General features: G+C 70.2%; 16 protein-coding genes. 6 read left to right on the top strand and 10 right to left on the bottom strand.

Translation table 11 applies throughout. The annotated features are described in order from the left end of the window. Nucleotides 1-261: 261 nt before the first annotated feature. Genes ABZ880_RS41990 through ABZ880_RS41970 form a run of 5 tightly spaced genes read left to right on the top strand, consistent with a single transcriptional unit; the run spans nucleotide 262 to nucleotide 4,564 of the window. Nucleotides 262-1,212, top strand: a complete 951-nt coding sequence (locus tag ABZ880_RS41990; RefSeq protein ID WP_361274851.1) for an LLM class flavin-dependent oxidoreductase — start codon at nucleotides 262-264, stop codon at nucleotides 1,210-1,212. Beyond that, nucleotides 1,209-1,727, top strand: a complete 519-nt coding sequence (locus ABZ880_RS41985; RefSeq protein ID WP_361274849.1) for a hypothetical protein — start codon at nucleotides 1,209-1,211, stop codon at nucleotides 1,725-1,727. Before ABZ880_RS41990 ends, ABZ880_RS41985 begins: the two co-directional genes overlap by 4 nt. Next, nucleotides 1,721-2,725 carry an aldose epimerase family protein gene (locus ABZ880_RS41980; RefSeq protein WP_361274846.1) on the top strand — a complete coding sequence of 335 codons (1,005 nt, stop codon included), beginning with the start codon at nucleotides 1,721-1,723 and terminating at the stop codon, nucleotides 2,723-2,725. Before ABZ880_RS41985 ends, ABZ880_RS41980 begins: the two co-directional genes overlap by 7 nt. A gap of 25 nt (nucleotides 2,726-2,750) precedes the next feature. Then, nucleotides 2,751-3,524 carry a BtpA/SgcQ family protein gene (locus tag ABZ880_RS41975; RefSeq protein ID WP_361274843.1) on the top strand — a complete coding sequence of 258 codons (774 nt, stop codon included), beginning with the start codon at nucleotides 2,751-2,753 and terminating at the stop codon, nucleotides 3,522-3,524. After that, on the top strand, nucleotides 3,521-4,564 hold the full coding sequence (locus tag ABZ880_RS41970) for a hypothetical protein (RefSeq protein ID WP_361274839.1): 1,044 nt from the start codon (nucleotides 3,521-3,523) through the stop codon (nucleotides 4,562-4,564). Before ABZ880_RS41975 ends, ABZ880_RS41970 begins: the two co-directional genes overlap by 4 nt. Here ABZ880_RS41970 and ABZ880_RS41965 read toward each other — a convergent pair. The 9 genes from ABZ880_RS41965 to ABZ880_RS41925 form a co-directional block, all read right to left on the bottom strand. Further along, the gene (locus ABZ880_RS41965; RefSeq protein WP_361274836.1) at nucleotides 4,544-6,145 is read right to left on the bottom strand and encodes a pyridoxal phosphate-dependent aminotransferase; all 1,602 of its coding nucleotides are present in this window, start codon (nucleotides 6,143-6,145) and stop codon (nucleotides 4,544-4,546) included. The genes ABZ880_RS41970 and ABZ880_RS41965 overlap by 21 nt on opposite strands. Continuing rightward, on the bottom strand, nucleotides 6,142-7,005 hold the full coding sequence (locus tag ABZ880_RS41960; protein WP_361274833.1) for a TauD/TfdA family dioxygenase: 864 nt from the start codon (nucleotides 7,003-7,005) through the stop codon (nucleotides 6,142-6,144). Before ABZ880_RS41960 ends, ABZ880_RS41965 begins: the two co-directional genes overlap by 4 nt. Continuing rightward, entirely contained in the window at nucleotides 7,002-8,612 is a 1,611-nt protein-coding gene (locus ABZ880_RS41955; protein ID WP_361274830.1) for a class I adenylate-forming enzyme family protein, read from the bottom strand. Before ABZ880_RS41955 ends, ABZ880_RS41960 begins: the two co-directional genes overlap by 4 nt. 8 nt (nucleotides 8,613-8,620) lie before the next feature. Further along, on the bottom strand, nucleotides 8,621-9,655 hold the full coding sequence (locus ABZ880_RS41950; RefSeq protein ID WP_361274828.1) for an acyl carrier protein: 1,035 nt from the start codon (nucleotides 9,653-9,655) through the stop codon (nucleotides 8,621-8,623). A 76-nt stretch (nucleotides 9,656-9,731) separates the two neighbouring features. After that, nucleotides 9,732-10,556 carry an alpha/beta fold hydrolase gene (locus tag ABZ880_RS41945; RefSeq protein ID WP_361274826.1) on the bottom strand — a complete coding sequence of 275 codons (825 nt, stop codon included), beginning with the start codon at nucleotides 10,554-10,556 and terminating at the stop codon, nucleotides 9,732-9,734. After that, a complete protein-coding gene (locus tag ABZ880_RS41940) occupies nucleotides 10,553-11,431 on the bottom strand; it encodes a 2OG-Fe(II) oxygenase family protein (RefSeq protein WP_361274824.1) in 879 nt (292 codons plus the stop codon). Before ABZ880_RS41940 ends, ABZ880_RS41945 begins: the two co-directional genes overlap by 4 nt. Before the next feature lie 48 nt (nucleotides 11,432-11,479). Then, nucleotides 11,480-12,391: a methyltransferase gene (locus ABZ880_RS41935; protein ID WP_361274821.1), complete on the bottom strand. Its 912-nt coding sequence runs from the start codon at nucleotides 12,389-12,391 to the stop codon at nucleotides 11,480-11,482. Then, nucleotides 12,381-14,492 (bottom strand): carbamoyltransferase C-terminal domain-containing protein, encoded by a 2,112-nt coding sequence (locus ABZ880_RS41930; RefSeq protein WP_361274819.1) that lies wholly within the window; start codon nucleotides 14,490-14,492, stop codon nucleotides 12,381-12,383. The genes ABZ880_RS41935 and ABZ880_RS41930 overlap by 11 nt, the downstream gene beginning before the upstream one ends. Before the next feature lie 42 nt (nucleotides 14,493-14,534). Beyond that, a complete protein-coding gene (locus ABZ880_RS41925) occupies nucleotides 14,535-16,151 on the bottom strand; it encodes a radical SAM protein (protein ID WP_361274817.1) in 1,617 nt (538 codons plus the stop codon). Nucleotides 16,152-16,345: 194 nt separating this feature from the next. Between ABZ880_RS41925 and ABZ880_RS41920 the strand changes: the two genes are divergently transcribed. Beyond that, nucleotides 16,346-16,828: a GNAT family N-acetyltransferase gene (locus ABZ880_RS41920; RefSeq protein WP_361274814.1), complete on the top strand. Its 483-nt coding sequence runs from the start codon at nucleotides 16,346-16,348 to the stop codon at nucleotides 16,826-16,828. Between the two features lie 16 nt (nucleotides 16,829-16,844). Here the strand turns inward: ABZ880_RS41920 and ABZ880_RS41915 are convergent, their stop codons facing one another. Next, on the bottom strand, nucleotides 16,845-18,188 hold the full coding sequence (locus ABZ880_RS41915) for a glycosyltransferase (RefSeq protein WP_361274811.1): 1,344 nt from the start codon (nucleotides 18,186-18,188) through the stop codon (nucleotides 16,845-16,847). Between the last annotated feature and the right edge of the window lies 1 nt (nucleotide 18,189).

Raw genomic sequence — 18,189 nt, 5'->3', positions numbered from 1 at the left:
CGTGGTGTCACGCTGACTTGGCGAGGAAATCGCGAGACGGATTGAGTAGTACGGAATCCAGCTGGTGAATTCTCTTCCGTCGGACACATCGCGGAGTCTATTCACGTGTGATGCCGAACGAGGCAAAGGGAGTTGAGCGCTCGTCCCGGGTTGAGCGCTGCCTCGGGTCGGCATTCCGGCAAGAATGAATCCCGTCCCTCGGGAACCATGCGCAATTGCCGTGGAACTGCCGAGCCCCCTCGGGAAGAGAAAACGTGGACGATGCCTCCGGATTTGAGAATCGGCCTTCACTCGGGTCAGCAGTACCCGGACTTTGCGTCGATCCGGACTCTCTGGCACACGGCGGAGTCCCTTGAATACGACTGGATTTCCCTGTTCGAACACTTCCGCCCGCCGATATTCGGGCCCGACGGGCCGTGTCTGGACGGAATGACGGTGTTGTCCGCGCTGGCAGCCGTCACCCCGCGCGTGCGATGCGCCATGCTGGTCTCACCGGTCACCTGGCGCCATCCCGCCCTGCTGGCGATCGCGGCCGCGACCGTCGACCAGGTCTCGGGTGGACGGCTCGAACTCGGTCTGGGCGCGGGCGGCGACGACCTCGCCTTCGCCCAGTACGGCATCGAGCAACCACTGCCCCGCGTGCGCCTGGAGCGGCTCGACGAGGCCTGCCGTATCGTCCGGGCGCTGTGGGAGGGCGGCCCGGTGGACTTCGCCGGCGAACACTTCACGCTGCGCGGGGCCTATCTCAGCCCCCGGCCGGTGCAGCACCGGATACCACTGGTGATTGGCGGCTCCGGCCCCCACCTGCTGCGTGTGGCCGCGGAGCATGGTGACGTGTGGAACTGCCTTGCCCTGGCCCCGGAGTCCTACGCCGCCGCGGCCGCGACACTCGACGAACACTGCGCCCGGATAAGCCGCGCCCCCGCCTCCGTACGGCGTTCCGTCACTTTCCGGGCCGTCATAACCGGGAACGCGCGCGATGCCAGGCAGGCCCGTGAAGCCATCGAACGCGGCCATATCGGGCACCCGGCCGACCTTGCGGAGTACGTCGGCTTCGGCTCTGCCCAGCAGTGCCTGGACCGGCTCGCACCCTACGTCGAACTGGGTGTCCGCGATTTCCTGCTGGGCGTCCGTCCCCCGCTTGATTGGACGACCATTGAGCGCTTCGCCACGGAAGTGGCTCCGCACCTGAGGGAGTTGGCACGACCATGACCTTGTACTGGCAGACGGCGCGGGACGCGCAGACCGTGCAATCCCTGGTCGAGGAGTCGGACCGGGCCGCAGCACTGCGCACCGGTACGCCCGCGCCCCGCCGCCGGACGGCTGCGACCCGGCACCTCGTCAAGCAGGGCTCGGTCCGCCTCGGCACCGTGGACGGGGTTCCCGTCGCAACTGTCACGGTGGGGGCGACGCCCTCGTTCGACGCGGCCGTCGGTGGGCTGTCGTACGCCCGCGTCGCCTGGTACATGCAGCGCCTGGCCGTCCGTCCGGGCATTGCCGACCCGTTCCTCGGCCTGCATGCGGTCCGGCACGCCATCGAGTGTGCGACTGCCGCAGGAGCCGACGCGTTGCGCGCCGAGGCGAACCCGGATCTGTCCGATGTCCTCGCCCTGCTGACCACACTGGGATTCGTCCGGCACGCCACCGCGGACACCGTGCCGCGCCGTACCTGGCTGCAACTGCCCATCCGCCGAGGTACGAGCCCGGCGGGCGGTCCGCGGTGGTGACGGTCCGGACCTGGAACCGGTGCGTCGGACACACCACCGACGATCCTCGGGGCCGGGCGGTGCACGAGTACGGGCTCGACAGCGGCAGGATGCGTATTGCCGTGTGGGACTACGGCGCCACCCTGGTTGAGGTCTCGGTAGCGGACGGCGGTTCGCGCACCAACTTGGTCGTGCGGCTCCCCGACCTCGAGGCGTACGAGCAGCGCGCCGGACGGGCGTACGTGGGATCCACGATGGGCCGCTACGCGCGGATCGTCGCGCGGGGCCGTGCTCCCGTCGCCGGCCGGGTGCACCAGCTCGCCCTCAACGAGGGCGGCCATCACATCCACGGCGGCCCGCGCGGTTTCGACGCCCGGGTGTGGGACGGACAAGTGATCGGCGGACCGGACGCGGGTCGCATCACGCTGAGCCTGCACAGCCCGGCCGGCGACCAGGGCTACCCGGGTCGGCTGCACTGCACCGCGACCTTCGAACTGCACGCCGACGACCGGCTCGTGGTCCGGTACACGGCGACTACCGACCGGCCGACCCTGTGCGGACTGACCCTGCACGCCTTCTGGAACCTGGCGGGCGGCGGCATCACCGACGGTCACAGCCTCGAAGTGAACGCCGACGCGGTGATCGAGACGGACACCCAGTTCGTGCCCACCGGACGTCTGCTGCCCGTGTCCGGCTGCGGGCTCGACCCGCGCGAGGCCCGCACTCTCGGGCGCACGGCGTTGGACCACTGCCTCGTACTGCGGCCCGGCGGCGGGACGGCCGCCGTGCTCCGTGACCCCGTCGGCGGCAGGACCCTCCGCCTCAAGACGAACCAGCCCGGGCTCGCCGTGTACAGCGGAGACCATCTCCCCCGGCCGCGCGCCGGGCTGTGTCTCCAGCCCAGTGCCTGGCCGGACGCTCCCAACCACCCCACGTTCCCCTCCGCCGTCCTGCTTCCGGGAAGGACCTACACCCATGTCACGACCTTCGCCTTCGGCCTGTCCCGCACCACCGTCTGACCTGGCTCCCACCCCTCCTCCTAAGGTGCTCTACGGCGTCATCCACCTGCCGCCGCTTCCGGGCACTCCGTTCCACGTGCCGGACTCCCTGCCCACCACCGTCGACTACGCGGTACGGGCGGCCGCCGCGCTGCGTGCCGGGGGAGCCGACGGAGCATTGCTACAGACGGTGGACCGCGTGTACAGCGTCGACGACGACGCCGATCCCGCCCGGATCGCCGCGATGACACTATGTGCGGCACGGGTCGCCGCAGAGGTCGGTGACGGATTCCACCTCGGCGTCCAGATGATGCGGCACGCGGTGCGGGCCTCCCTGGCGGTCGCCAAGGTCACCGACGCGTCCTTCGTCCGCGCGGACGCGCTCGTAGGGGCCACTCTGTCCACGCACGGCTGGGTGCAGCCCGACTCCCTGCGGATCATGGAATACCGCAGAGCGCTGGATGCCTTCGGCATACGGCTCGTCGCCGACATCGACTCCATGCACTTCCGGTGGGCCGGCCAGGACGAGACGACCGGCGGGGTCGCCCGGCGCGCGCTCCAGGTCGGCGCCGACGCGGTCTGCGTCGCACACCCGGACCAGAAGGCGACCCTGGAGAAGATCGCCGACGTGCGGGCCCGGGCCCCGCGGGCGACGGTCATGCTGGGCGGCTTCGTCACGCACGACAACGCCGCACGGCTGCTGGCCGACGCGGACGGGGCGTTCGTCAGCGGCTGCCTCACTGCGGACGACGGCAGCGGCAGATTCGAGGTCGACCGGGTGCGCCGCCTCGCCACACTGATCCACGAGGTCGGCCGATGAGCGTCCGCGACTACAGCCTGGAGGAGGTGCACCGGCAGATTTCCGCCCTGCCCGAGGACCTGTCGGCCCTCGCGGCGCCGGCGGCGAAGGCGGCGGCGAAGGCGGCCCGCCGCCTGGGTGCGCCCCGGCGGCTGGTGCTGCTCGGCAGCGGGGACTCGCTGTTCGCGGCGATCGCGGCGCTGCCGGCGTTCGCCGCGGCGGGCATCCGGGGCCGGGCCATGTCGGGCGGCGCGTTCCTCACCCGGGTGCCGTCACCGGTCACGTGCGGCGGACCGGCGACCGTCGTGGGCATCTCGGCCTCGGGCGGCAACCCCACCGTCCTGGAGGCGATGGCAGAGGCCGGTCGGCTCGGTCACCCGACCGTCGCGGTGACCTGCGCGGCCGACGGCCGACTGGCGAGGGCCGCCGACACCGCGGTGGTCCTCGCTCCCGGCTCGTCCGCCCCGTCCCCCGGTATCCGCACCTACCAGGCCATGCTCCTGTCCCTGCTGCACCTGGCCCAGGCCTGGGGCTGGACGGAGGCGGGCGCGCCGGCCGCCCTGGACCCCGGCCCGCTCGCACGGGCGCAGCGGCTGTCGATCCTCGGGGCACGCGCCACCGCTGACGCCGTGGCCCAGCTGCTCGCACCGGTGCCGCTGGTTCAGCTGGTCTCCGGTGTCTCGGCGCTGGGCACCGCCCGTTATCTGGCGGCCAAGTTCAGCGAGACTGCCGGAGTGCCGGCCATGGCTGCCGATGACGAGGACTGGTGGCATGTGCACCGGTTCGGGCACGACGTACGCCATCCGGTCCTCTTCTTCCTCACCCCGGGCCCCGGCCGGGCGCGGGCACTGGAATTCGCGCGACGCACGGCGGCGAGGTCGCCGCTGATCGTGGTGGCCGCCGAAGGAGACGAGGAGGCCCGGGCAGTGGGCGCGCTCACCGTGCCGACCGCCGCGCGGATCGTCGGCACGGTGCGTCCGCTGGTCGATGCGGCCGTCGCCGCCCCGCTCGCGCTCGCGCTGGCCCGGCACCTAGGCCGACTACCCTTCTGCCGCCAGTGACCCGGCGGGCCGGCGCTCGCCGAGGAAGCACTCCATGCGCGACAGGGCGTGTGTGAGCTCGCTCCATCGGCGTGCGGTGGTCACCCGTACCAGTCCGCCGGACAGGCAGAACGTCAGCAGTCCCGGGAACACGGACACGTTCTGACGGTCCAGCAGGTCTCTGAAGGCGAGGTAGGAGTCGCGATATCCGCGCAGGCCGACCGCGAGGTTGATGGAATAGCGGGCCGCGGTGACGTCGGTGTCGGGCAGGAGCAGCCGACGCGTCACCTCGTCCCGTGTCCGGCAGAGCGTCAGCTCTCGTTCCGCGCGTTCGTCCGCATAGCTCCGGTAGGCGGCGCCGAGACCGTCGACGGTCAGGCCGTATCCGCTCTCGTACTCGGCGAGTTCCGCCGGGCCCACAGTCTCCCGCCCCTCCAGACGCCAGCGCTCCATCCGGGCCAGTACTTCGACGGCGGTATAGAAGAACGAGGGCGGACCGCCGTAGCTGCTCGACGCGTACTCGTAGTACTCGTCGATGAAGGCGGAACTAGCCAGCAGCCACCCGACCTTGAGCCCGGGAGCCGACCAGTTCTTCGACAGGCTGCTCACCCGCACCACATTGTCCGCGGCACGGGCGGGGGACCAGTGTGGCTGCGGCCCCAGCCACTCGTGGCACTCGTCCAGGACGATGAGCGTGCCCGGGGCCGCCCGCCGGATGAGCGTCTCGAGTTCGGTCTCGTCCACCAGGGCGCCAGTGGGATTGGCCGCTGTCTGGAGGAGCACCAACGGGGTGTCCGGACGGAGCAGTTCGATGAGGGGCGCGAGTGACGTCACCCCACCCACCGACGGAGTGGGCACGAGGCGGGTACCGACGCGCCGGGCCAGGGACTCGACCAGTGGCGGATAGTTCGGTATAGCGCACAGGGCTGGTGCCGACGTGGTCCGGTCGGTCAGCGCGAAGTCGGCGATGCTGTGGATCGCGAAGGTGCCGCCCATCGTCAGGGCGACGTTGCGCATGTCGTAGTGCGCCCCGGGCAGTCTCGCCGACTCGTAGGCGGCGACCGCATCCCGGGCGGGCTCCCGGCCGCGCGAGTCCGAGTACCCGTACCAGTCCCTGCTCAGGGCGTAGGTGATGCAGTCCTTGACCGTGGTGGGCAGACCCCAGGCCTCCTCGTCCACCGACCCCGACGAAAGGATCAACTGGCCCGGCCGGCGCAGCGAGCCGTAGAGGTCGTCACGGAAATAGTGGTTGAACATCTCCTTGACGAAGCGGACGGTGGCCCGCGAGGACAGGATCTCCTCCGGGGACACCGTGCGGCGCGGACGGGAGGCCCGCCACCGCTCCGCGAGCCAGGGGCGGATCGCACGGTCGTCGAGCGTGTCCTCTGCGCGGCCCACGTAGAGGTCGCGCAGCTCGGCCGGGTCTGCCGGGTCCCCGGCCCGCTCGTACACCTCGGCCAGGTGTTCGTCCGGGCCGAAGTCCAGCCGGAGCGGCGCCAGGGGCACGTCCGCCAGACGGGGCCGCGCCAGGGCGGCGGGCAGGGCGACCGCCGGGCGGGACTTCCGCGGCTCGGCGAACAGCACCGGGTGTGTCCTCGTCATCGGCCGCTCGCAGTCAGTACGCGCAACCGCTTCAGGTGGCGGAACCGGCCAGGGGCCGGTTCCAGGGCACGGGTACGGCCGTGGAAGTACTTGGTGTTGTCGATGACGACGAGCCGTCCGGGCAGCCATCGCAAGCCCGAACAGCGGCTGCCGTACATGGCGGCGTACATCTCCGCGAGGGCGTGGTTCACATCGGCCGGGTCGTCGACCTGGGTGTCGAGGGACCAGTCCATGGGAGTGTGGTGGAAGTCGCGGAGAGAGAAGACGGGACGTCGGTCGCCGACGCGCAGTACGGTTGGTACCTTCCCTGGGCGGTCGTAGCGGAGGTGCCTCAGCAGGCCGCGGGTGTCGGGGGTCAGGGCGTCGTGGACGTCGGACATGGCCACCAGTACGGTCTGCCCGGCGGTTCCCTGTTCGGTCGCCGCAACGCACATCAGCACGATGTAGCGCGGCTGGGCGGCCACCGGCGCGCCGCTGCTCTCGGAGTGCAGGGTCAGTGCGTTGGCCGCGAAGGGCTGCCGAGCCGGGTCGGCGGTGGCGGGCCGGCTCATCCGCAGGTTCAGGATCACACCGTCGTCGACCATGTCGGCGACGTCGGCCGACCGCTCGGGTTGCGCGGTGCCGAGGACCGCGCCGAAGGCCCGAAACTCCTCGTTGGACATCACCCGGTCCAGGTCGAGCAGCCCGATTCCGTGCGGTCGCAGCTGGGCGTCCAGGACCGTCGTGGCGGTCTCCCGGGGCGCGTCGGCCCGGCCGGGGAGCGGAGCCAGGGGTAGGTCGTAGTGGCGCCCGCTGTCGAGCAGGGCCTCCCGGAGCGCGACATGCGGATCGTCCGGGCGTTCCCGGAAGGTCCCCTTCATCTGGCCGCCTCGGGCGCGAAGCGTTCCGCGAGCCCGGGCCGGCGGAGCTTCCCGGTGGCGGTGCGCGGGATGCGGTCCAGTTCGTGCCAGTGGGCAGGCAGGGCCACCGCGGGCAGCAGGCGGGCGAGCCGGTCGCGGATCACCGACAGGTCACCGGCCGGTGCGACGACGAGCGCGAGGAGTTCCTCGTCCGAGGTCTCGTGCGGCAGGGCCAGCACGGCGGCGTCCTCGACGGCCGGGATCGACAGCAGCGCCCGCTCGACCTCTTCGAGGGAGACGCTCTCGCCGCGCACCTTCGCGACGTTCTTCGTGCGTCCGGTGAGGTGGAAGTACCTGCGCCCGTCCGGTCCCGTGGCCCAGTAGCCGATGTCCCCGGTGCGCAACCACCCACCGCAGAGGGCATCGGCAGTCAGGCCGGGCCGGCCCGCGTAGCCCGCCATCAGGTTGTGGCCGCGGATCCGGATCTCACCCGGCTCACCCTCGCCCAGCCGAGTGCCGCCGGGGCCGAAGACCTCCACCTCGTTGCCGTGCACGGCGATGCCCACGGAAGGGATCTCGGCGTCCAGCATCACCGCGCGATAGGCGTCCTCGGACAGATCGTGCGGCACGGTGGTGGAGAAGTTGGTCGCCTCGGACAGCCCGTACCCCTGGAGGACCCGCACGCCGAGGACGTCCACCACCTCGCGCGCCAGGCTCCTGGTGAGCGGCGCGGCGGCGGACACGAAGTAGCGCAGGGAGGAAGGCGGTCGCCAGCCGCGCCCGGTGGCCAGCAGCATCCGCAGCACCGGCGGCACCACGCTGGCGATGTGCGGCCGGTGGTTGTCGAGGAGCGCACGGTACGTGAACGGCGAGATGTGCTGCGGTAGGACCACGTGGGCACCGGCGTGCACGGGTGCGACGAGAGTGAAGTGCACGCCGTTCACGTGGTGGATCGGCAGTCCGCCCAGCAGCGTGGTGTGCCCGTCGAGGCCGTGGTGTCGCCGCACCGCTTCGGCGTTGCTGGTCAGCGCGCGGTGCGGCTGGACCACCAGCTTGCTCGCCGCGGTGGACCCCGAGGTGCCGAACAGGAAGGCCGGTCGGCTCGCAGGTACGGGGCTGTCGCCGGGGAGGCCGGCGTCAGTGGGAGGGTCGACCTGGGGGTCGTCGTCCGGATCGAGGACGGTGTCGGCGACGTGTTTTGCCTCAGGGCCGGCGAAGGGCGAGCACAGGACGGTGGCCACCTGGTGCTCGTCGAGGATCGACCGCAGTCGCCGGACCGGGTCGCCCGGGTTGAGGAACAGGCAGGGCATCCCGGCGCGGAGCGCGGCGAAGACCGCGACGACCGAGGGGATGTCGTTGCCGGGCAGCAGGGCCATGGTGGCCTGCGCCGGCAGGCGGTCGGTGAGAGCGGAGGCCAGCCTGCGGCTGCGCCGTTCGAGATCGCCGTAGGTCAGCACCTGGGGATCGCCGTCGTCCGGGCACCAGGTCAGGAACGGGCGCTGCGGAACGCTCCGAGCCAGGGCGAGGAGGGAGGCGATCACGGTCGCGTGTGCGGGCGGGTCCGCGACGGCACCGTCCGGGACGAGGGGCCACGCACCGGTGACCGGCTCTGCGGCACTGGTCGACATCGCCCGCATCACCCGGCGTGTCCGGCCGTACGGCCGAGATGGGAGTCCACCAGCGTGCAGAGGGCTTGCAGGGAGCGGAAGTTCTCCTCCACGACCTCCTGTGCGGCGATAGTGATCCCGAACTGCTTCTCCAGGGCCACCAAGAGCCGTACGACCGCGAGCGAGTCGGCGCCAGCCAGGCTCGCATCGGTGTCCGGGCCGTCCGAGACGGTCTCCCGGACGACGGCCTCGATCTGTCCGCGCAGGCCGGCGGAGTGGGCGGGCTGCCCGGGTGTGCCGTCAGAGCGCACCTCGTCGTGGGGCCGTGTCTCGTCGTCGGGCAGCACATTGCAGGTGCCGGCGTCCGGCAGCTCCTCGGCGAGGAACACGGTCTGCGCCATCATGCGGTAGCCGGACATCTTCTCCCGGAAGGTCTCGATCGATTCCTCGGGATGCACCGAGTCGATGACCGCGTTGGGGCCGATGGCGTTGAACTGGTGGGACACGGCCCGCGGAATCTGCAGGTCGATCCAGGAGTTCTCGGGGACGACGAGGTTGTACCGGGTGATCGCCGCCCCGTCCGGGGCATCGGGCAGTTCGTCCTCGAACCGCTGGGGCACGAACGGGGTGACCCCCTTGACCTCCACGACCTCGAAGGGCGCGAGGCTCGACACCCGGATCTGGGTGTCGGTGCCGGTCATCATGCGGACGAAGCGGAGTCCGGTGTGCAGGTGCATCCGGGAACAGATGCCGCGCCGGTTGACGTCGTAGAAGTCCATCAGATAGCGGTCGGCGAAGTATCCGTCGAAGGGCGCCTCCAGCATGTAGACGTCGCCTTCCTCGAAGGTCTGGGCCCGTACGATCCCGTCCGCGTCGCAGGTGGTGGCGTCCGGTGTCTCGTGGGCGGTGCGTACGAGGCCGGTGAGCGTGTCCACCACCGCCTGGGCGACCGCTGGCGCGAAGCGCGCCACCGGGGTGACTCGACACCTTCCGGCGTCGCTGAACGACGCGACCTCGTGGACCTCGTTGAGTTCGTCGGGGGATTTCTTGAGGGTCTCGGTCATGAGCAGCGGTCTCTTCCCCTTCAATGCTCTGCTTCCGTATTGCGGGTGTGCGCCGGTGCCGGGTGACGCTGGGCGGTCACCCGGGCCACAGGGCGGCGAGGGTCCGGGCGATGCGGACGCCGTGGTCTCCGGTCATCAACTCGTTGTGCTCGCCGCCGACGTCGTGGGTGAATACGCCGGCCGGGCAACGGCTCCGCCAGGCGTGCAGGGTGTCCTGCGGGTCGGGACGCTCCGGGCGTACCAGGTGCACGGGGCCGTCGTAGGGCGGCACGTCGTACTCCTGGGCCATGCGGAGATTGAGAGCGAGCACCCGGAACAGCCGGCGCATGTCGGCCTGCCGGTACGCGGCCGGAAGGGTGGGGCACCGTTCCGCCACCTCGGCGGCCCGGTCCACCATCTCGGTGTCGTCCAGCCCGTCGAGGCGCAACCCCTCCGCCGGGACCCGGTAGATGACGCTGACCAGTCGTGCGAAGGCCGCCACGCGCTCGGCCCGAGGCACGCCGTGACGCGGGACGTACGTGCCGAGCAGAACGGCGCCGGCCGGAGTGCGGCCCCGCTCCCGTAACCGGCGGGCCATCTCGAAGGCCACCAGCCCGCCGAACGAGTATCCGGCCAGGACCAGGTGTTCCGGTTCGTGGTGCGCGAGCAGTTCGCCGAGGTAGGCGGCCGCCATGGCGGGGATGTCGCGGTGCGGCTCGCCCCGCGGGGACAGGCCCCGTGCCCGCATACCGACGCACTCGGTCCCGGCGGGCAGCGCCGAGACCACATCGACGTAGCCACTGACCGAACCTCCGACGGGATGCACGAAGGCGTACGTCGGAGTACGACTGCCGGGAAGCAGCCGCACGTACGATGCCTCCGGCGCGGCGGGTCGGGTGGGCGGGGTGCGATGCCGGCTCATACGCCCTTCCCCTGTCTTGAACCTCCGGCCACGACGTTCCAGCCCCAGGAGCCGTGCTGGGCGATGCGTTCGGCCCGGAAGGCCGCGGCGGTGAGTCCGGGCTCCAGTTCCGTGTCGTCCGCGGGATGGACGAACAGTGGCAGGGACATCCGTGATCTGCTGTCCGGTCTGCCGCCGGGATGCACCACCCGGTGCAGGGCCGCGGGATAGCGCCCCGCGGTCGCCAGCTGGAGCATCTCGCCTGCCTGCACCACGATCGAGCCGGTGGGCGCCCGCACGTCCAGCCAGGTCCCGTCGTGCTGGATCTGAAGTCCGGGGCCGCTCGGTGCGGGCAGCAGGGTCAGCAGGTTGATGTCGGTGTGCGCCAGCGCCCGTTCGGTGTCCGATGCGTCGCTGTCCGCCGCGGGCAGGTATCGCTGCACTCGCAGCACCGTGGCCGTGGCACCGTCGGTCATCCGGGCCAGCGACAGGTGTTCGGGACCGGGTCCGGTGGCTGACGGAGTGTCGAGCCAACCCAGCAGGACGCGGGCGAGGGCCACGGCCTCGCCGTAGTACCGGCGGGCCGTGTCCGGCACCTCGGCCGGATAGCGGCCCCGGGGATAGATATGGAAGAACTCCTTCCGGTCTCCGGTGAAATTGCCTCCCGTGGCGGGCCGGGGCGGCGTGAAGTAGCCGTCCGGCCGCACGGGCCCCGCGGCGTAACGGTGTTTGGCGTCGGAGTCGAAGAACGCGAGCCACTCGTCGTAGACGCGCTCCACCGTTCCGGCCGTGACCGGGGCGCCGACGAGTACGGCGTACCCCGTCGCTGCCAGGGCGGTGCGCAGGCCGACCGCCGCACCGGGACGTGCGAAGTCGACTGTGGGCAGATTCACCATGGTCTCCAGGGGCTCCAGGGCGTGCGGGACGCCGGGTGGGCCGGGGGCTCAGCGGCGACGGCCGTCGACCGGGAGGTAGTCGGGGTCGTCCTCGGCGAGCAGGTACTCGCTGCCGTACTCTCCGGTCGCGCCGGGCCTGACCACGCAGGAACCCGGTGCATCGGTGCGTGGTCCGACGTGCATCACGAGATGGGACAGGGACAGCTCGGATCCGTGCCGCCGGGCGAGGTCCCTCTGCCACTGCCGGATCCCCGCGCGTTGTGCGGGATGCCGTCGCTCGTAAGCGTCGATGTAGACCTCGAACGGCACCGGAGTCTCCTGCAGCAGCGTGAACTCCACGGGGCGTCCGGTGGCGTGCCGGCGCGCCGCCTGCGCCACCAGGGGCATCCCCTCGCGGATCAACTGGTAGAGGATGACGAACATATGGCCCTCGGGCCGCAGCAGCTCCGGCAGCCGCTCCAGCAGCACATCGACCAGAGTGTTCCCCTCCGGCCCGCCATTGGAGTTGAGCGTGCCCGCGATGCACTCCGGCGTCGGCAGGAAAGGGGGATTGGCGAGGACGAGATCGTACGGCTCCGCAGGCCGGTAGCCGCGGACGTCCCCGGTGCGGGAGGTGACTCTGTCCGGTGCGAACCCGTTGGCCGCCCTCGTCGCGCGATGGAACTCGGCTGCTCTGGGGTTGATGTCCAGCAGGTCGACGTGGCGGGCCCCCAGGCTGAGGGCCATGAAGCCGAAGGCCCCTGAGCCCGCGAAGGGTTCGAAGACGCTCTTGCCGGTGGCGAGGGCCGGCACGACCGTCAAACGGTGCAGCAGGGCGGCTTGGAGGCGGGTCAGAGGGAGGATGCGCAGGCGGTCGTTCTTCTCGCTCCTCTCCGCTCGGACCGTCAGCCCATGGGGATGGGCGTAGGTGATGACGTCGCCGGTCACCTCGCCCCTGAGCCAGTCGAGATCAGCGGACATGGTCCCAGTACCCCTCGTACGACGACGGTACGGGGCAGTCCACCTCGTCGTGGTGGACGTAGAGGACGTCCCGGGCGGGTACGACATCGCCCCGCCGGTCGATCCAGTAGACGGGGATCGCGGCCTCCCGCATGATCTGCCGTGATGTCTCGGCCGTCTCCGAGAAGTACAGCGACCGGTCGAAGATGAACGCGTCGGCCGTACGGTCCACGTAGCGCACCACCGCGTCGTACTCCGCGCGCAGGTCCTCGACGTGGGCCTGCACCGCGTCCGCGACGACGAGTCCGGGGCGCAGCCGCAGCAGGTGCGCGCGCATCGCGTCCGGCATCGTCGTCCGGTCCTCCAGAAGCAGGAGCCGATTGTCGGGGAGCTTGGCGAAGTTGTCGGTGCAGGGCGCGAACGGCCGGGCGTCGAACGGGCGCTTGTCCGTGAACAGCCAGTCCCCGATGCACAGGGCGTCCATCTCCGAGTCGGTGTACAGGCGCAGCGCCTGCTCACTGGTCTGTACGAGGGGCTCGCCCCGGTCGTTGAACGAGGTGTTGAGGAGGACTCCCACTCCGGTCAGTTCCTTGAACGCCTTGAGCAGGGCATGAAATCGGGGGTTGCTCCGCTCGGTCACGGTCTGGACGCGTGCCGTGCCGTCGACGTGCCCGATCGAGGCGAGCCGCGTGCGCCACTCTGGCCTGATCTCCGCGACTACGGTCATGTACGGCAGATCCTGGTCGGCCTCGAAGTAGGTGGACAGGTCCTCGCGGAGCACCGAGGGGGCGAACGGCCGCCAGTTCTCCCGGTGTTTGATGCCGTCGTTGATCCGCTGCTTGATGCCGTCTACCAGTGGGTTGCCGAGGATGGAGCGGTTGCCGAGGGACCGGGGGCCGATCTCGGACCGCCCCTGCACCCAGCCGACCGTCCGTCCGTCGGCAAGGAGCCGGGCGGCCGAGCGGCCCACGTCGGTCACCTGGCTGCCCTGTTGGCCGAAGGCGACGGCGGCCTTCTCCACGTTCTCGGTGTCTATGTGCCGGCCCCAGTACGGGTGCTCCATGAACCAGACCCGACGGCGTTCCTGGTTGCCGAGCCGGTGGTGGGCGTACAGCGCGCCGCCCAGTGCGGTACCCGAGTCGTTGGCCTGGGGGTAGACGACCACGCGGTCGAACAGGCCGCTGCGCATGATCAGACCGTTGCTCACGGAGTTGAGCGCGACTCCGCCAGTGACCAGCAGGTTCCGGGAGCCCGTGCGCTCTTTCAGGAAGCGGGCGGACTTCAGCATGATGTCCTCGCAGACGGCCTGGACGGCAGCCGCCGCGTCCTGGTGGACCGAGGCGAGCGGTTCGCCCGGGTGGCGGGGCGGGCCGAAGATGCCGGTGAGGACCTCGTCCTTGATCTCCTCGGACGTGTACCTGCTGCCGGGCCGTACGAAGCCGGGCGCGAAGGAGAAGGAGCCGTCCTCGGCAACCAGGACGAACTCCTCCAGGCGCTTGCGGAAGCGGTCGGGATCGCCGTAGCCGGCCAGGGCCATGGTCTTGCCCTCCTCGCCGAACCCCCACCCGAGCCAGAAGGTGACCGCCTGGTAGAGGTGGCCCAGGGACTGGGGATGCGGCGTGGTGCGAAGTGTCCTTATGCCGTTGCCGGTGCCGTGCGCGAGCATGGCAGTCTCGGTCTCGCCACTGCCGTCGACACTGAGGATCGCGGCGTCCTGGAACGGACTGGCGTAGTAGACGCCTGCGGCGTGGCAGAGGTGGTGGCGGATGTCGACGACACGGTCGGCCGGGAAGCCGGCGGCGATCAGTGAGCGCCGCCAGGTGGGGAGCCTCCAGTCGAGGTACCGCTCGGTCTCCTCTGCCGCCGGTCCGTCCAGGAAACCGCGGGTCTGGCGCTTTCGTTCGTCGAGGCGGGAGGGGTCGATGCAGTTGGTGACGAGGTCGATCTCGCTCGGATCGACGGAGTACTCCCGCAGGGCCTCGAAGAGCGTGGACAGATCGCTCGACATACCGTGTTTGACGCGGTTGAAGCGCTCCTGCTCGTAGACGAAGACGGGCTCGCCGTCCTTCAGCAGGGCGAAACAGGCGTCGTGCTGAACCGGCTTGGTGCCCAAGATGATCATATCTGCAACTTCCTTCACCCTTCTCGGCCGGCTGTTTCGGGGTCACACCACGGGCAGCAGTGGGCGTTCGCCGGGCTGTGTGCCGGGGGCAGCGGCGGAGACGGGGGAGGCGGCGGGGGTGCTCGGCTCCAGCCAGGCCCGGCTCCGCCCGTCGCTGTTCAGCATCGCGAAGGCGAGATTCCGTGAGTAGTGCAGTACCTGCGGGTCGATCTTCAGATCACGGAACGGCGACGGCGACTGGGACTTCGACCATCCCATGTCGTCCGGCCGGGTCACTGGGGCGAGCTGTCCGCTGGCGACGGCCTCGTCGTACAGCGCGGTGCCGGGAAAGGGCTGCACCATGAAGAAGCCGCACCCGTTCAGGCCCGCGTCCATGGCGCGTCGGGCCAGCATGTAGGTCTGGCTGAGCTCTTCGAGGGTCTCGTCGGGGTATCCGACCATGAAGTTGGCGTTGGTCGTGAACCCCATGTTCGCCATGACCCGTATAAGTTCGAAGACGTCGCACTTGTCGATGCGCCACTTCGAGGTCGAGTATTTGTCGAGGAGACGCTGCGAGCCCGACTCGAAGGGGAGGCCGATCCGACGGAATCCCGCCGTGTAGAGGTGCTCCAGGAGTTCGACGTCCACCTCCAGCCGGTCACCGGAGCCTGTCCGCTTGAACAGATGCCGGATGTTCACGCCGTTGATGTCCGCGAGCAGGAAGTCGTAGCGCTGAAGCAGGTCGAGGACCTTGTGAACCCGGTGTTTCCAGGCGAGCAGTGAGTCGTCGTTGATGTAGACGAGTTCGACGCCGAGCCCCTTGAGGGTGTCCAGCTCCTGTTCCACCCGTTCGACGCTGTGGAAGCGCAGCCGCCCGATGTCACCGGCCTCGCCGCCGACTTCTTTCGAGATGTGGCAGTAGGTGCACCGGTAGGGGCAGCCCCGCGAGGTCAGGATCGACGCGAAGCGTGGCTTCTGGTCCTCCAGCCAGCCGTCACGGCCGCCCCATGGCTCGCTGATCTCCCAGTACTGGTCGTTGGGGAGCGCATGCCAGGACGGCATGGGGTATTCGTCCAGATCGGTCACCGGCGGGCCGGCGGGCGTGGTCATGGTCCTGCCGTCGCGCCGGAAGCTGATGCCGGGCACCTTGTCCAGCGAAGGCCGCCCGGAGCGCAGCCACTCGGCGAAGGCCACGACGGACTTCTCCCCTTCGGAAAGGAAGATGACATCGAACCCCCGGTCGAGGAAGTAGTCTTTGAGGCTGCGCGCGTTAACCCCACCAGCCACCAGGATCTTTTCCGGATAGACCGACTTCACCAATTGTGCGATTTCGATGCAGCGACCTGTTTGCTGAGTGAAAATGGAGCTGATCGCGATGACGTCGAACGGCTCCACTTCCTCCAGGATCCGTTCGGGCGTCATTCCGACGCGAAAAAGGTCCGGTGCGACCTCGGGTAGCGGAGTTCGCCGGTAGAACGTGTCGGACAGCTCGTCGCGCCCCGGCCGGCCGATGCTCGCGTCGAGCAGGTCCACCTCGAACCCCGCGCGCCGGAGGGCCGAGTGGAGGTAGATGAGCCCCAGTGAACTGTCCGGACGGCAGACCTCGTCGGGGTAGTACTGGAGCGTCGCGTAGAGACACAGGATCCGAGGCGCGCCGATTCGCCGCGTCAGCAAGTCCATTCAGGAATCCCCCAAAGGCGGTTTCATCAAGAGCCCCGGAAAAGAATCCAGCATCATTCATTGCCGCGAGCTCGCATTGTTGCCCTCTATTTCTTTCGCTGACGTTATATTTGCACTGTAAAGACTGTCAAGACTGCTCAGTTCTCAACCATTGGCCGCCTGCGGCCACCAGAATTCCGACCAGGAGCCGCATCATGATCGACATTCGTGTCCTCCGTGCCGACGACTGGGCGCTGTGGCGCTGGCTGCGACTGTGGGCCCTCGCCGAGTCTCCCCAGGTGTATGCGTCTGCGCTCACGGACTGGACTGGCCCGCTGGACACCGAGGAACGCTGGCGTGGCCGGCTGACGGACGTACCCTTCAACGCCGTGCTGTGGCACGAAGCCCGGGCCGTCGGCATGGTCAGCGGCACCGCGCCGGACACGGACGGCCTGGTGGAGCTGATCTCCCTGTGGGTGGCGCCGGATGCGCGCGGACAGGGTGTGGGGGACGCGGCCGTAGGTGCGGTGCTCGCCTGGGCCCGGCGTACCCATCCGCGCTGCGCGGTCGCTCTGTCGGTCATGCCGGGAAACGACCCCGCGGCCGACCTGTTCCGCCGCAACGGCTTCGTCGACACCGCAGCCGCCGGCGCTGGAACCGGCGAACGGCGCATGCTGCACCGGCCGAGCGCTGCCTGAGCCGCCGGGATGGGAATCAGGCGAGCCCGAGGATCAGTTCGGCGGCGCGGTCGCTTCCTCCGGGTGCGAAGAGTTCCCGTCGCAGACCGGGCAGCGCGGCCGCGGGCCCGGCGGGCGACAGGGCCTCCGTCACCGCCGCGCGCAGGGCCTGTGGCGTACAAGTGCTCGCCGGCCTGCGCAGGTCCCAGTGGGCGACGGAGACCCCGCGCGCCACGCTGAACGCCGCGTTGGTCAACTGGTCGCCGTAGCCCGGGAACGCGATCATCGGCACGCCGTGGAGTGTCGCCTCCACTGTCGAGTTGTAGCCGTGGTGAGTGACGAAGACGTCCACCGCCCCTGTCAGCAACCGCCGTTGCGGCAGTACGTCCGCCACCACCGCGTTGCCCGGCCATGTCCGTGGCGTGCCGGCGCCGCCTCTCGCCACCAGCAGTCGGAAGCGGTCGTCATCGCCCAGAGCGGAGAAGAGCAGGTCCACGGCGGTGGCGAAGAACGCGGCCCCGGACGGCGCACCGCCCATGGGTGCGCGGCGGCGGAAAGTCGTGATGTTCGTACCCAGGGAGAACAGAACGGTCAGCGTACCGTCGGCTTCACGTCGCCCTGGCGCGTCCGGAGAGTGGCCGCCGTCGGCATCCGCCCCCCAGTGCACCTCGCCGATGCATGGCCCGACCCAGTGCAGCGCCGCCCCCAGTTCCCGCTCCAGAGCGGTCAGCCCCTCCGTACCTAGGTCGCCGGGCGGCGGCGACTGCGGCTGTACCGCGGTGACCAGTGACAGCCGCCGGGACGGGAAGAGCACGGGCAGGCAGGCCGCGTCCCCCAGGATGTCGATGCCGAAATCCCTGACCAGCCGGTCGTTGGCGGCTTCCAGATCGGGTCCGCGCGTCTCGTGCTCTGCGACGAAACCGGCGCCCAGGGCACGCAGCCCGGCGAACGGCAGCAGGGTGGCCGCCGGTACGCGGAGCGCTCTCGCCGCGACCGCTCCGCGCAGGTCGAAGATGTCGTGCACGACCACGTCGGGCCCGAACCTGTCCAGCTTCCGCACCACTTCCTCCAGGCCCTGCTGCGGAGCGAGGAAGCTCCTGACCGCCAGATCCGAGGGGCGGACACCGGATACGGCCAGCGCTCCCGGGGCGGGCGTCCGGAAGGCCAGCGGCGTGAACTCGGCGCCCGCGGCCCGGTAGAGCCCGCCGAGTTCCGGCGAGCCGTAGGCCTGCACCACCGCACCCCACGGCTGACCGGACAGCGCGGACGTGACGGCGAGCAGAGGGTTGAGGTGGCCCACGGCGTCCATGGAGACGACGGCGACCCGGGGCGGCCCGATCCCCCTCCTCGCCCGTGTGGGCCACTCGATAAACGTGTCCATG

Source organism: Streptomyces sp. NPDC047043 (genome assembly GCF_040644055.1).
Lineage (GTDB): Bacteria > Actinomycetota > Actinomycetes > Streptomycetales > Streptomycetaceae > Streptomyces.
Note: the sequence above shows the minus strand (reverse complement) of the source record. Positions and strands in the feature narration are given on the sequence as shown.